The sequence below is a fragment of the Maribacter sp. X9 genome, from assembly GCF_048537565.1.
Taxonomy (GTDB): Bacteria; Bacteroidota; Bacteroidia; order Flavobacteriales; family Flavobacteriaceae; genus Maribacter.
This window is the reverse complement of record NZ_CP183215.1, coordinates 1,004,022-1,017,979: the sequence shown is the minus strand read 5'-3', so window position 1 is coordinate 1,017,979 and position 13,958 is coordinate 1,004,022. Positions and strand designations below refer to the sequence as shown.

The following is a 13,958-nucleotide window of genomic DNA, read 5'->3' as shown; positions in this document are numbered from 1 at the left end:
CATAAGAGCAAAGAGGCTTACTTTATTCCTATTTAAAAGTCTGCATCGAAACTTATCTTCTGCGCATCTTCATCTTTATCTTTGTTTAGAACTCCTGCTTTCTGATATTCTGAAACGCGTTTCTCAAAGAAATTAGTTTTTCCTTGCAATGAGATCATATCCATAAAATCAAATGGATTGGTTGCATTATAAACACGGTCACACTCGAGTTCGACCAAAAGTCTATCGGTAACGAACTCAAGATATTGGGTCATTAATTTCGAGTTCATTCCTATTAAACTAACGGGCAAAGATTCAGTTATAAACTCACGCTCTATTTCCAAGGCATCGGTTAAAATCTGTGTTATACGCTCTTTAGGAACTTTGTTCATCAAATGCTTGTTATGCAAATGAACCGCATAATCACAATGCATACCTTCATCTCTTGAAATCAATTCATTTGAAAAGGTAAGCCCTGGCATAAGACCTCTTTTTTTCAACCAAAATATGGAACAGAATGCACCTGAGAAGAAAATGCCTTCTACAGCCGCGAAAGCAATCAAGCGTTCTGCAAAACTTGGTGATTCAATCCAATTTAAGGCCCAGTCAGCCTTTTTCTTAATAGCCGGAAAATTCTCTAGAGCTTTGAAAAGAATATTCTTTTCTTTTTCGTCCTTTACATACGTATCTATAAGCAGTGAGTAGGTTTCTGAGTGAATATTCTCCATCATTATCTGAAAACCATAGAAGAACTTTGCTTCGGCATACTGAACCTCGCTCACAAAATTCTCTGCCAAATTCTCATTTACAATTCCGTCGGAAGCAGCAAAAAATGCCAATATATGTTTAATGAAATAGCGCTCATCATCATTCAACTTATTGTTCCAATCGGTCAAATCTTCATGAAGGTCAATTTCTTCAGCGGTCCAAAAACAAGCCTCGCATTTTTTATACCATTCCCAAAGGTCGTGATGTTTAATCGGGAAAATTACAAAGCGGTCATTATTTGCTTCCAAAATAGGCTCTAGGGCTGTGGACATAATTATAATATTTTAAAAAATTAGTTGTAAAGACGGTGAATAGTACCTTCTTATTGGGAATAACAAAGATTCAAAAATGGATCCAATTTTTAAAGGCTGTTCTACCTTTTAACCTACAAAGTTTTTAACACAAAATGTTGAAATCTAGGCTCACAAGTGATGTTCATTGCCCTAAGGGCAAAAGCCAATAAGAGGTAACTTTTTTGAAGTTTTGGACAAAAAATTTTTAAACCAAGAAGTATAATAAACCATACTCTGCGGTTTATTAATCTTAAAAGACGGGAGATGAAGTTATTGATAGATTTTATCAAAAAATGTACGGTTCCTCCAATGCTCATATTATGAAAAATGCCCACCAAATCTAATAAAGGTAGTTCCCCCGAAACCTTGTCTTAGATTGTAATGCAACGGACAAGCCGTATACCTTACCTATTTTGGCGCTCAAAACATCAGATATAAAATAACATACAAATATTTTATAAAGAACCGTACTTCTTTTTGATATAAACTTTCTTATTTAGCATTAAAGAAACCTTTTAAATTCAAAGTTTCATTGTTAGCATTTTTAAACCCTACCTCTAGGTTTCCCACTAATATATCAGACCCATTTTCTAAAATGGTTATACTTCCTCTACTAGCAAAAAAAGGCAGCTCGTTCTGCTTGCCTAAATCGGCATAACCATAGACCCCTTCAAGCCCATGGAACAAACGTTCTAAATTTTTTATTTTGTAAACACCTTTGCTATCCGGCTTGTTCGTTAGCTCAAATTGAATCAGGGCGTTCTTCCCAATTTCTTCAGTTTTAAAACTCAATTCCAATCTTTGGGAAATTTGACCAGAATCATGATGTTGTTTAACTATTTTAAAAAAAGCGAATCCATTTACCTTCCCATTGATAGCGCCTGATGCTTCACATTCATAAGTCCCCTTTTCAAGCGTTTTACCACTTTCATGATCTTTTGAAACACTAGCAATAAGAAATAGGGGTATAATGCCAAAAACAAATACCCTTAAAGACTTAACTACTGTTTGTATCATATCAACAAAATTATTCTAGAAAACATTGAGGCTTAGGTAATGGGTTTTTCCTTATAATCCATAACCAGGAACTCAGTATCCTTTAACTTTTGGGTTGGCTGACTCATGAAAGAAGCTAACGTCAAGAATATGACCCACAAGGCAAACATTATGATACACTTCCTCATTATTTTTAAAATTAGTTCAGTTCTATCCCTGCCACCAACTAATATGTTAAAGATATATTAAGATGAAAACACCTATTTCACTATTGTATAACCTGTTCTCTTTTTTGTATAAACGGAAAGTACAATGCTTGAGATTTAGGATAGAATGATTGTTTTGTAGTATTTTTCTTTCTTGTTGTTAAACTTCTCACACAAAATCACTATTCATCGCTTTTATACCGATTATACTAAAATTGCACCCATTGGCACAAAAAAATATATTGTAACTCAACAAGCCCATTATTTTTCCTAACTTTCTATTTTATATCCTTTCCCGTATGTTACAGGCAGTAATAGTTGATGATGAGATAAAGGCGCTCCAAAGCTTGACTTGGGAGCTTACTAACTTTAGTGACGAGATTAATGTTATCGCTTCGTTTACCAATCCATTCGAGGCACTTGATTACTTGGGAAAAAATACTCCCGATTGCCTTTTTCTGGATATAGAAATGCCTACAATGGACGGTTTTCAGTTTATACAAAAACTGACGAACAAGAACTTTCCTGTGGTCATCACCACGGCATATAATCAATACGCTCTAAAAGCGATAAAAAGCGAGGCATTAGATTATCTATTGAAACCCATAGATACTGATGATTTAGAAGAAACTATAGTAAAAATCAAAAAATTTAATGCCAAACATTTTACAGTTGAAAGATTGGAAACAGCTCTGCAAAATTTTAATTTAAGATCTAATCAAAAAAGAATTACCCTTAATACAGATGGAAAATTATTATTTCTGGACAGCGATGAAATTTTATACGCTGAGTCTGACGGAAATTATAGCACCATTTTCCTAACCGATGGCCAAAAAATAGTACTTACTAAAAAACTAAAGGAAGTGAATGAATTACTGCCTAGTGATTCATTTTTCAGGATTCACAACTCATATATCATTAATCTCAATAAAATAAAGGAATTCTTGAAAACAGATGGCTATGTCGTTTTGAAATCAAATCATAAAATTCCCGTTTCAAGACAGAAAAAATCAGATTTCCTCGATTTATTGTAATCTTATTTATGGCTAACGCACTACCTACACATAGGCAAACAGCCCGTAATCTCCATTTTGAAAACAACCGGCAATTAGTATTTTATGTTCTGTTTCTATTTTCAATATTTAACTTTAGTTATACACAAGAAGTAACCCCTACCTTTAAGAAAAAGGTAGACAGTTTGCTTATAGCAGCTCCTAAAACCTATTCAGAATTAGATGATGTACTTAGAGAGTATAGAAATGACAGCACACTGGTACGGTATTTCGATGAAAAATCGAAAGAATCGCATTATTTATATGGCAGGGCCTATGCCTTAAATCAATTGGGTAGAATTTATAGAGATATTTCTCTTTATCCGAAAGCATTGGAACTATTCCAAGAAGCGTTGAAAATTTCTAAAGAAGCTGAAAGCATAGAATTCAAAGTCTATAGTCTAAATATGATCAGCGTAATTTACAGAAGAACAGAGGCCGTGAAATCTGCATTGGACTATAGTCAGGAAGCCCTAGAATTAGCCGAAACCGTACAAGAGCCCAGTATAGGACTAAAGCGCAGCATTAATGTTTCATTGAACAGTATCGGTAATATTTACCAAATGTTGGAGCAATACGACCTTGCCATTGAAAAATTTGAACAGTCAATGATTCTTGAAAAGGAATTGGACAATAAGCTAGGCCTAGCCATTAATCATCAGAATTTAGGAGATTGCTTTGAAGCTCAGGGAAAATTGGAACCTGCCTTACAGAACTTTAGAAAATCACTCGTTTATAATGAAATCATCGATTCTGAAAAAGGCAAGATTATTTGCAATTACAGTATCGCTCATGTCTATGTTCACCTTGGAAAAGTTCCAGAGGCAGTAAATATTTTACAGAACTATCTCACGAGGGCCGAATCTTTGGGTGATAAAAAAATAATTACCACCATTTACATCAACCTGGGCTGGTCGCTCATTCATTTAGGCGATTATGATGCCGCACAATCAAATTTAGAGAAAGGACTTTCTTTAGCCAAGCTTTATGAGTTCAACGCTGAAATTGCCGAATCGAATAAATTTCTTTCAGAACTTTGGATGAAGCGTGATGATTATGAAAAAGCGATGGGCTATTTTAAAGAATCGAAAAAATATGAAGACCGCATCACCAATTCACTGAATCTAAGATACGTTAACGATATGATATTGCGGTACGAATCACAAATGAGAACCAACCAATTAGAACGCCTTGCCGAAGAAAATGAATCTGTTCGGTTAAAACTAAGAAAGAACAAGACCCTTCTAATAATAATCGGTATTTTCTTAATGCTACTTATAGGTATCTTATACATATTATACAGACAAAATCAATTGAACGCAGAAAAAAAACTTTTGACACTTGAACAAAGTATGTTACGCAGTCAAATGAATCCCCATTTTTTATTCAATTCGTTAAATTCCATTAAACTCTATATCATCAATAATGAAAAGAAGAATGCAGTTCACTACTTGAACAAATTCTCAAAATTGGTCCGTAAAATTTTAGAAGCTTCCTCTCAAAGAGAAATTTCATTGGCAGAGGAATTAGAAACTGTAGCGCTTTATATGAACATTGAAAATATTAGATTTTCCAATGAAATCAATTTCACCATTGATGTTAAGGATGGTATAGACCCCCACAACATAAAAATACCTTCATTGATTTTACAGCCTTTTTTGGAAAATGCCCTTTGGCACGGACTTTCTTCAAAAGAGGGAGATAAAAATATAAACGTAGAAGTAAGAAATGGGAAGAATGGCTTTATTGAAATTGTAATAACCGACAATGGTGTTGGCCGTGATGTTGCGCAAAAAATCAAGGATGGAAAAGTACTGAAGCGTAAATCTGTCGGCATTGATATCACTAAAGAACGTTTAGCAAATTTTTCGCGTGATTATGAAAATTATTTTCACGTTGAAATTATTGACAAATTCGATGAACATAACCATTCAACGGGTACCCAAATAATTATCTTTATACCAACTATTTAAGATGTTCTTGGGCTATTGTTTCTAATTCGGCATACCAAGATTTTCCGAATTTTCGAATCAAGGCTTCCTTAACAAATTTGTAAATAGGTACTTTTAACTCATCTCCCAAGGCGCACGCCGGATCACAGATTTGCCACTTATGATAATTTACAGCGGTTAACCCTGTATATTCTCGCACCCTAACTGGATATAAATGGCATGAAACTGGTTTTTTCCACTTGATTTTCCCTTGATTATACGCTTCTTCTATACCACATTTTGCAGTTTTACGTTCGTCAAAAATCACGTAGGCACATTCACTGCCATTGACCAACGGAGTTTCCCACTCTCCATCTTCTCCTTTCACAAATGCACCTTGCTCTTCAATCACCTTTCTACCTTCTGGCCTTAGAAATGGTTTCACTTTAGAATAAATATCGACCATTATCTCGGTTTCGGCATCCTCAACAGGCGCACCCGCTTCACCGTCTATACAGCACGCACCCTTACAGGCTGTGAGATTACAAACAAAATCATTTTCTATGATTTCCTCAGATACTATTGTCTTTCCTAGTTGAAACATGTGATGATTTGAAGGCCGCAAGATACATTTTTTGATACGTATTGCCTGTAGAATATTTTAAGAATAAACATTCGAATCGATATTTATAAGCGTAGATTTGCAAAAATTTTCAATATGCAACTTCATTTTGATGTACGGGAAATAGCAACGGCCAGCATGGTCCTCTTTGCAGTTATCGATATTCTTGGAAGCATTCCGATCATAATCGGTCTGCGTAAAAAGGTTGGACACATTCAATCTGAGAAAGCCTCTATTGTAGCCGCCTGTATTATGGTCGCATTTTTATTTCTTGGGGAAGAAATTTTAAACCTAATCGGCATAGATGTTAATTCATTTGCAGTGGCGGGTGCGTTCATTATATTCTTTTTAGCTATAGAAATGATTCTAGGAATAACCTTATATAGAGATGATGAACCAGAAAGCGCCTCTATCGTACCCATAGCTTTTCCGCTAATTGCCGGTGCAGGTACCTTAACCTCATTACTTTCACTTAGAGCCGAATACAACGTTGAAAATATAATCGTTGCCATTATCGTGAATATAATTTTCGTTTTTATAGTTCTTAAGTCTTCTATAAAAATTGAAAAGATGTTAGGAACCGGCGGTGTAAATGTTATACGTAAGGTGTTTGGTGTCATTCTAATGGCTATCGCCGTTAAATTATTCACTGCCAATATCAACCAACTTTTCTAACCGAAAAGAAGATTGTACTTTTATAAAAATTTAGAATATGAGCAGAACACTATCCATTATCTTTATTGTCATCGCTATCGGGCTCATAGCCTATAACGTAACTCTGGTGAATTTTGCACACCCGTTTGAAAAGAACAGCACCATCGCCCTTATCGGAATTATGGCATCTTTATGTGCCATCGTGTTACTTTTGGTTTTTGTAACCAGTAAAAAGATAAAAGATAAATTAAATAATGATTAATTCGTCTGGTCTACAACAACAGGCTTTTTTTGTTCTGTAATTTGCTCATCTAATTCCAATACTTTTTTAAGCATAGAATCTTCATCGGCCTTTATTTTAGCATGAATGTTGGTATTGAACAATTGCTCTGCAATTCCAGCTTTTAAATACAATTTTATACTGTCCTCATAATCATAGAAATTCATCCGTAAGTTTCTATCGACGGAATACTGTACGAACTTTTCGAACAAAATATCATCCACATGGAAATCGTTTACGAATTCCTCTTGAGAATATTGAGAATAGCGTTCACGATTCTCGTCTAGATGCTCAAAGACAAAAAAGGATAAAAACCCTAAACTATCCATACTTTCTACGGCCTCTTCCTCATTGGTTCCTATGGGCACAAATACATCGGGAATGATGCCTCCACCGCCATACACCACTTTTCCTTTCGGAGTTAAGAATTTCAAAGAGTCAGCCACTTTTATACTGTCGACGGAGATCATTTCACCACTGTGGTAGCGATCCGTAAACTTTTGGTAATAATCTTTTGTGCCATTAGCATAGGTTTTTTGAATGCTACGCCCGGTAGGTGTATAATACCTAGACACTGTTAAACGAACAGCGGAGCCATCGCCTAGAGCCATTTCACGTTGCACCAATCCTTTCCCAAAGGATCGACGGCCCACAATCGTACCTACATCATTATCCTGCAATGCTCCCGCGACGATTTCACTTGCAGATGCAGACCTTTCATTGATCAAAACGTAAATAGGTTTATCCTCGAAACTACCTTCATCGGTGGCATAACTTTTGTCTATCTTCCCATTTTTGTTCTTGGTGAACAAGATAAGTTTACCATCTTCTAAAAACTCATCGGCCATTTCTTCAGCCATTCCCAGATACCCGCCGGGATTATCACGTAAATCAAGGACCAATTTTTTTGCCCCTCTCTTTTGTAATTCCGTTAAGGCAATTTTAAACTCCTTATAGGTAGATTCAGCAAATCGATTCACCTTGATATATCCCATGTCCTGGGTAAGCATATAAAAGGCGTCCACACTCTTTAGGGGAACAATACCGCGCTTTACATTTACATTAAAGGTTTTGTTTTCCGATTTTCTAAATATAGTAAGGGAAACCGAAGTGCCTTCTTTCCCCTTTAACTTGTCTACAATTACTTCGCTGGGTAACTCCTTACCGAACAACGTGTCTTTGTTAGCTAAGAGAATACGGTCGCCAGGTAAAATACCTTTTAAAAAACTAGGGCCGTCGGTTACCGTTTTAATGACGGTAATTGTATCATGATATGAATAAAAATTAATGCCGATCCCTACAAAATCTCCCTTCATGCTCTCAGAAACGCGGGTCATTTCCTTCTCTGGAATATAAACTGAATGAGGGTCTAATTTTTCAAGAATACTATTTACGGTTACATCGACGATACTATCTGTATTTACATCATCAACATATTCGTAGTCTATATAATCTATAAGTCGGTTTAGTTTATCCTTCTTAGAATTAGTGGTGAACAGTCGTTCTGGTGTATCGTTAAAATTTAGTTTCCCTCCAATAAAAAAACCCACAGCAATGGCTGTAGCGATAATTAAAGGTAAAAGAAAACTATATTTTTTCTTCATCATTAGTTCAAACGTTAGATAGCTACATTTATTTCTGGTATATGATCCAATTCTACACCCGCCTTCTCCAAGAATTCTAATCCTGAAGCATCTTTATATGCTATTTGATAAACGACTCGCTTTATACCTGACTGATGGATTAGTTTACTGCACTCTCTACAAGGTGATAAGGTAATGTACAACGTTGCTCCTTGACAAGATTGGGTCGAACTTGCTACTTTTAGAATAGCATTTGCTTCTGCATGCAAAACATACCACTTGGTGTAGCCCGCTTCATCCTCACAAAAATTCTCAAAACCTGTGGGGGTTCCGTTATATCCATCGGAAATTATCATACGATCCTTTACAATAATGGCACCCACTTGTTTTCTTTTACAAGAAGACAACTTTCCCCATTCAGTGGCCATTCTTAAATAGGCCCTATCATATTTTATTTGCTTCGCTTTCTTCATTTCTTCTAGGCTTTTCGCTAGCATGATTAACTAATATACCCGCTTTAAAAGGCAAGGACAACACCTTAGGGTTAAATTTAACAATCTTAAAGTGGGAAAGTTTGGTAAAGTAAGGGAAGGGTTATTAAAATGATTACCAAACTACCTATTCGAACAAAATGTTTTTGCCTTACCTTAAAAATTGACTGAACGATATAGGCCAATATTAAAACGACCAGCACTATGGTTACTTGAGAAATTTCTATCCCCCCAGCAAAACCGATCAATGGCTTAAGTTTGTCCTCCTCACCCATAATCATCATTTTAAAGTAATTGGAAAATCCAAAACCGTGGATCAAACCAAAAAAGGCAGTGGCCAAAACATGAAGCCAAATACGTTTGTGATTTGCTTCGCTATTTTCATAGATCAAATTAAAAATAGCCGTAAGAAGAATGGTGACGGGTATTAAAAACTCTATCCAACTCACCTCTAGCACAACCACCTCATATACAGACAACACTAGGGCCAAGCAATGCGTAAACGTAAAAACCGTCGCAAGCAGCAATACGCTTTTCCAACTTTTAAAGGTAAACGGAAGTGCCAAAGCCGTTAAAAATAAAATATGATCATAGGCATTAAAATCCAATACATGTTTTAAACCTAATTGAATATAAAACCAAAGTTCTTGCATTATCTACGTGTTTAACTATGAAAAATATTTTGATTTCTACTTTTCGATCCCTAATGGCGTTAATTCAACCCGCGCTCTTTTTGTATGGTTTCGTAGGCCGTTTGAACTTGTTTGAACTTCTCCTCAGCTCCCTTTTTTATTGCCTCGTCTTTTGTGTTCACCCGATCCGGATGGTATTTTTTGGCCATCTCTCGGTACGCTTTTTTCACTTCGGCATCGGTAGCGGATTTCTCAATATCCAAAATTTTATATGAATTATCGGCAGATTTAATGAACATCGCCTTAATACTTTCGAACTCATTAAGTGACACACGTAAATATCCGGCGATTTCACGTATTTTTTGGGCCTCAGGATTCGTGATACTACCATCGGCCTGCGCGATCCCGAACAAGAAATGAAGTAGCTGCAATCGCACCTCATACCGCGTACGCTGTGCTAAAAAAGCACAAATGCGTTGTGCGGATATTTCTTGCTTCTTATTGACTTCATTGAACGTCCTGAAAATGGCGTTGGCCTTATCTTTTCCATAAGTTCCCACAAAATATTGGCGTACATAGTCCATTTCAGACTGGCTCACTTGTCCATCCGCTTTGATAACAATGGAGCAAAGCGACAATAGATTCAATTCAAAATCTGCCGGACTTACGTTAGGCCTCGTATAATCATCGAAAACCGAACGCGCCTTTCCTTTATCAGAACCGAAAAGGCCATCTATGATACTCCCTGCAAAAAATCCTAAAATTGCGCCGGACAAACCCCTCACAAAAAAGCCGACAAAGGCTCCTAACCATTTAATCATCTCCTATTTTCAATTTTGTCAAAGATAAAATATTACAGACAGAAACTAAGGCTAATGAAAAGTTAAGGTCTAAAGCACGTCTACGACTAAATGGTTATCTTTGTAAAGCGTTTAATTTAAATAAAAAAATATGTACCCTGCAGAATTAGTAAAACCTATGAGAGATGATCTGGCCTCTGCCGGATTTGAAGAATTATATACTGCGGAAGCCGTAGAAAAAGCCATTCAAAAAGAAGGAACTACCCTTGTGGTCGTGAATTCTGTTTGTGGTTGTGCCGCGGCAAACGCAAGGCCAGCGGCCAAAATGAGTTTGCAAAATGATAAAAAACCTGACTATGCCGTTACGGTATTTGCGGGTGTTGATACAGAAGCTGTAAATGCGGCAAGAAATCTAATGGTTCCTTTTCCTCCTTCTTCTCCGTCTATGGCGTTGTTCAAAAATGGTGAGTTGGTTCATATGATCGAACGTCATCATATTGAAGGAAGACCGGCGGAAATGATCGCCCAAAATTTAGCACAGGCTTACGATGAGTTTTGCTAGACTATTTTTAAGCACATTGTGACCGAATAAAATAATAGGTTCAAAAAACCGCTCCAATGGAGCGGTTTTTTATTTTTGTGAAATGCAGAAGCTGATCTCCTACTTTATAACACCTTTGTTTTTTATAGCCTTCGGCCTATGCTTGCTCGTATTCCATCCCATTCAATGGTTGGCGTTTAGACTTTTTGGGTATCATAAATTGAAAAAAGTGGTCAGTGTTCTCAATTGGAGTCTAATGAGGACGACCAATATATTAGGTACTACCTATAGATTTACCAACAATTACAATCTCCCTACAAATAGACCGTTGATTATTGTGACCAATCATCAGAGCATGTATGATATTCCTCCGCTTATTTGGCATATGCGCAAGTACCACCCCAAATTTGTCAGTAAAAAGGAACTTGGAAAAGGAATTCCCAGTGTGTCATTTAATCTTACACATGGGGGTTCGGTATTGATTGACAGGAAAGATGGAAAATCAGCGATAATTGAAATTGGTAAATTGGGTAGTTATATCGAAAAACATAATAGAAGTGCCGTAATTTTTCCGGAAGGAACACGAAGTAGGGACGGGCATCCCAAGCCTTTTAAATCTATGGGGTTAAAAATGCTCCTTAAAAAAGCCCCGTCGGCCTTGATCGTTCCTATAAGCATCAATAATTCATGGAAATTAGTGCGTTATGGTAAATTCCCCATGGGCCTTGGCGCGAAAGTTAGTTTTGATGTTCATGAACCACTAGAGAATAAAGGTGATATTGACGCGCTTATCCGTAAAATAGAAGCCGCTGTAAATTCAGGCATAAATTCATTTAAATGACCGATAGTGAAATCGTAGAAGAAACGATCACCTTTGTAAAGGAAACGCTGCAACATGCCGAAGGAGGCCATGATTGGTTTCATATTCAACGTGTGTTCAATAACACAATGCTCATTGCAAAGGAAGAAAAAGTAAATATTTTAGTGGTGAGTCTTGGGGCGCTTTTACATGATATTGCGGATGCTAAATTTCACGATGGCGATGAATCATTAGGTCCACAAATGGCACAAGATTTTTTACATTCCATAGGTGTTCCTAAACGAACGATCAACCATGTTATAAAAATTATTAAGTACAGTTCGTTTAAGTCAGGGCTAAATAACGGCACCGTGAAAGGTAAAAAGACAAAATTCTCATCCAAAGAATTGCAGGTTGTACAAGATGCTGACCGATTAGATGCTATTGGTGCTATCGGTATAGCAAGGGCATTTAATTATGGTGGATTCAAAAATCGATTGCTCTTTGACCCCAGCGTGCCGCCGAACTTAAAAATGACAAAGGAAGAATATAAAAAATCTACTGCGCCAACGATCAATCATTTTTACGAAAAGCTATTGTTACTTAAAGACAATATGAATACCGAGACCGGAAAGCAACTTGCGAAACAGCGGCATCAAGTAATGCTAGACTATTTGGAGCAATTTTACCATGAATGGAATCCTTTGTCCTTTAAAAATTCCATGTAAAATTGTACTAAAATCAAAAAGTCCCCGCAAAATATTTTGCGGGGACTTTTTCCTGACAAATCTGTATAATCAAATTTCTACTTTTTAGCTGACAAATCTCTGGTCAACCAACCTCTTCTGTTTGCCGTTACGATAGCGTAAGGAGTTATCCAAAATAATCCGAACGTATAGAGAATACTATAAGAATATGCCCAAAATGACTCCAATAACGTGTATCGCTTAGCATAAAACAATACAGGGAACGATGACAATATAAGTATACTCACCAAGGTAGAACTTAAAAACAACAATGGGTGTGTTACTACAAAGAATAACATGAAGAGTACAAATGGGTAACAAAGAACAATTCTTGAGAACTGACTAAAGAATAATAATCGGGTTCCGGCCTTAGGTCCTTTTCTGAAGTTTTTAAACACATACTTTGACATCTGAATGTTTTCACGAACATTGCTTCTGCCCCATCTGATGAACATTTTGTACAATCCTTTGTATTTTTCCGGAACATTCGTATATGCATAAGAGTTTCTTTGAAACAGCACGTGATACCCTTGCTTTAAAATCATATTCGTCATCGCCCTATCTTCACCAATATCGGAAGGTTGGCCCATAAACGTTTGGTTAATCCAATCTTCTAGGCACGCAAATACCGCTGTAGCCCTGTAAGCCGCTAAGGCACCAGGGGTACATAATACTGAATTCAAGGTGCTTTCAGATGAACGAACGAATTCAAAACTAAGTGCAAAACTAACATCCAACATTTTTGGTAATAACGCATTCTTATTATTAAGCACGCGAATGTTACCCGCAACAGCACCGCAATTCTCATCAACAATGAACGGACTTACCAAATTTCTTAACGTATCCTTATCGACAATGGAATCACTATCAACGGTCACGAATATTTCACCAGTTCCTTCGTTGAAACCTCTGTAAAGGGCATGACGTTTACCCATATTTTTAGGTTGTTGGCAAATAGAAACCCGATCGCCCAATTCCTCTTTAGCCTCTAACATCCATTTCCAAGTATCATCCTTGCTTCCATCATCAATAGCGAGCAATTGCATTTTATGCTCCGGATAATCACTCTCAGCTAAACTTTTCAAGGTGGCCCAAACTTGCTTCCCTTCATTATAAGCAGGTACGATTACCGTAACGGTCGGTAATTCTGTATTTGACACAGATGGTATGGCCTTATACTTCAAAAATCGAATAAAGGTGTAGATAAAGAAGCTCAGTTTAAATATGAAGAACGCTGCTGCAACGATCATGAAAATCAGACCGATTAACGTGCTTCTTCGCTCTATATGCAATTGGGTAAAATCACCTTCTAGAATGAAGGCTAAATAAGCCGCACCGAACATTAATACAAAGGTACTTCCCATTACAAAAACTCCCCAGGCATTCGCATTTTCTATTGTGTGTTTAATTCTTGAAAAGCGTGACGTTTTTCTATTTTCGTTCACAACTTTGGTAGTAGTAGTGTTTTCAGTTTTCATATTTTGTCTTTGGATAATATTCTCACTAGTAATACGGACAAAGACCCCTTTTGGATGTTCTTTTAACAAACTTTAGCATTAATTCTTTTTATTAAATTTAAACCGAC

Annotated in this window: 15 protein-coding genes; 7 read left to right on the top strand and 8 right to left on the bottom strand. The window is 36.6% G+C overall.

Features of this window, described 5'->3' with window-relative positions:
• Nucleotides 1–32 precede the first annotated feature (32 nt).
• Nucleotides 33–1,019, bottom strand: a complete 987-nt coding sequence (locus ACNR9Q_RS04320; protein ID WP_419213381.1) for a ribonucleotide-diphosphate reductase subunit beta — start codon at nt 1,017–1,019, stop codon at nt 33–35.
• 513 nt (nt 1,020–1,532) lie between these two features.
• Nucleotides 1,533–2,057: a hypothetical protein gene (locus ACNR9Q_RS04315; protein WP_419213380.1), complete on the bottom strand. Its 525-nt coding sequence runs from the start codon at nt 2,055–2,057 to the stop codon at nt 1,533–1,535.
• A 484-nt stretch (nt 2,058–2,541) separates the two neighbouring features.
• Here ACNR9Q_RS04315 and ACNR9Q_RS04310 point away from each other — a divergent pair, with 484 nt between their 5' ends.
• Nucleotides 2,542–3,276: a LytR/AlgR family response regulator transcription factor gene (locus ACNR9Q_RS04310; protein WP_419213379.1), complete on the top strand. Its 735-nt coding sequence runs from the start codon at nt 2,542–2,544 to the stop codon at nt 3,274–3,276.
• Between the two features lie 8 nt (nt 3,277–3,284).
• Nucleotides 3,285–5,267: a tetratricopeptide repeat-containing sensor histidine kinase gene (locus ACNR9Q_RS04305; RefSeq protein ID WP_419213378.1), complete on the top strand. Its 1,983-nt coding sequence runs from the start codon at nt 3,285–3,287 to the stop codon at nt 5,265–5,267.
• On the opposite strand, the gene ACNR9Q_RS04300 is transcribed toward ACNR9Q_RS04305, so the two are convergent.
• Nucleotides 5,260–5,829 carry a DUF3109 family protein gene (locus ACNR9Q_RS04300; protein ID WP_419213377.1) on the bottom strand — a complete coding sequence of 190 codons (570 nt, stop codon included), beginning with the start codon at nt 5,827–5,829 and terminating at the stop codon, nt 5,260–5,262. The genes ACNR9Q_RS04305 and ACNR9Q_RS04300 overlap by 8 nt on opposite strands.
• 114 nt (nt 5,830–5,943) lie before the next feature.
• Between ACNR9Q_RS04300 and ACNR9Q_RS04295 the strand changes: the two genes are divergently transcribed.
• Together ACNR9Q_RS04295 and ACNR9Q_RS04290 are read left to right on the top strand one after the other, a co-directional pair.
• The gene (locus ACNR9Q_RS04295; protein ID WP_419213376.1) at nt 5,944–6,522 is read left to right on the top strand and encodes a MarC family protein; all 579 of its coding nucleotides are present in this window, start codon (nt 5,944–5,946) and stop codon (nt 6,520–6,522) included.
• Between the two features lie 37 nt (nt 6,523–6,559).
• Nucleotides 6,560–6,763, top strand: a complete 204-nt coding sequence (locus ACNR9Q_RS04290; RefSeq protein ID WP_419213375.1) for a hypothetical protein — start codon at nt 6,560–6,562, stop codon at nt 6,761–6,763.
• Here ACNR9Q_RS04290 and ACNR9Q_RS04285 read toward each other — a convergent pair.
• The 4 genes from ACNR9Q_RS04285 to ACNR9Q_RS04270 all read right to left on the bottom strand — a co-directional run bounded on the left by ACNR9Q_RS04285 (nt 6,760) and on the right by ACNR9Q_RS04270 (nt 10,308).
• Nucleotides 6,760–8,385, bottom strand: a complete 1,626-nt coding sequence (locus ACNR9Q_RS04285) for a S41 family peptidase (protein WP_419214245.1) — start codon at nt 8,383–8,385, stop codon at nt 6,760–6,762. The genes ACNR9Q_RS04290 and ACNR9Q_RS04285 overlap by 4 nt on opposite strands.
• 14 nt (nt 8,386–8,399) lie before the next feature.
• Nucleotides 8,400–8,837: a deoxycytidylate deaminase gene (locus ACNR9Q_RS04280; protein ID WP_419213374.1), complete on the bottom strand. Its 438-nt coding sequence runs from the start codon at nt 8,835–8,837 to the stop codon at nt 8,400–8,402.
• 86 nt (nt 8,838–8,923) lie between these two features.
• A complete protein-coding gene (locus ACNR9Q_RS04275; protein ID WP_419213373.1) occupies nt 8,924–9,508 on the bottom strand; it encodes a HupE/UreJ family protein in 585 nt (194 codons plus the stop codon).
• 59 nt (nt 9,509–9,567) lie between these two features.
• The gene (locus tag ACNR9Q_RS04270; RefSeq protein ID WP_419213372.1) at nt 9,568–10,308 is read right to left on the bottom strand and encodes a TerB family tellurite resistance protein; all 741 of its coding nucleotides are present in this window, start codon (nt 10,306–10,308) and stop codon (nt 9,568–9,570) included.
• Between the two features lie 130 nt (nt 10,309–10,438).
• On the opposite strand from ACNR9Q_RS04270, the gene ACNR9Q_RS04265 reads away from it, so the two are divergent.
• The 3 genes from ACNR9Q_RS04265 (at nt 10,439) to ACNR9Q_RS04255 (ending at nt 12,355) form a co-directional block, all read left to right on the top strand.
• Nucleotides 10,439–10,849, top strand: coding sequence for a BrxA/BrxB family bacilliredoxin (locus ACNR9Q_RS04265; RefSeq protein ID WP_419213371.1), 411 nt, complete (start codon nt 10,439–10,441; stop codon nt 10,847–10,849).
• An 82-nt stretch (nt 10,850–10,931) separates the two neighbouring features.
• The gene (locus ACNR9Q_RS04260) at nt 10,932–11,669 is read left to right on the top strand and encodes a lysophospholipid acyltransferase family protein (protein WP_419213370.1); all 738 of its coding nucleotides are present in this window, start codon (nt 10,932–10,934) and stop codon (nt 11,667–11,669) included.
• Nucleotides 11,666–12,355, top strand: coding sequence for an HD domain-containing protein (locus tag ACNR9Q_RS04255; RefSeq protein WP_419213369.1), 690 nt, complete (start codon nt 11,666–11,668; stop codon nt 12,353–12,355). Before ACNR9Q_RS04260 ends, ACNR9Q_RS04255 begins: the two co-directional genes overlap by 4 nt.
• 77 nt (nt 12,356–12,432) lie before the next feature.
• Here the strand turns inward: ACNR9Q_RS04255 and ACNR9Q_RS04250 are convergent, their stop codons facing one another.
• The gene (locus ACNR9Q_RS04250; protein WP_419213368.1) at nt 12,433–13,851 is read right to left on the bottom strand and encodes a glycosyltransferase; all 1,419 of its coding nucleotides are present in this window, start codon (nt 13,849–13,851) and stop codon (nt 12,433–12,435) included.
• Nucleotides 13,852–13,958: the final 107 nt, after the last annotated feature.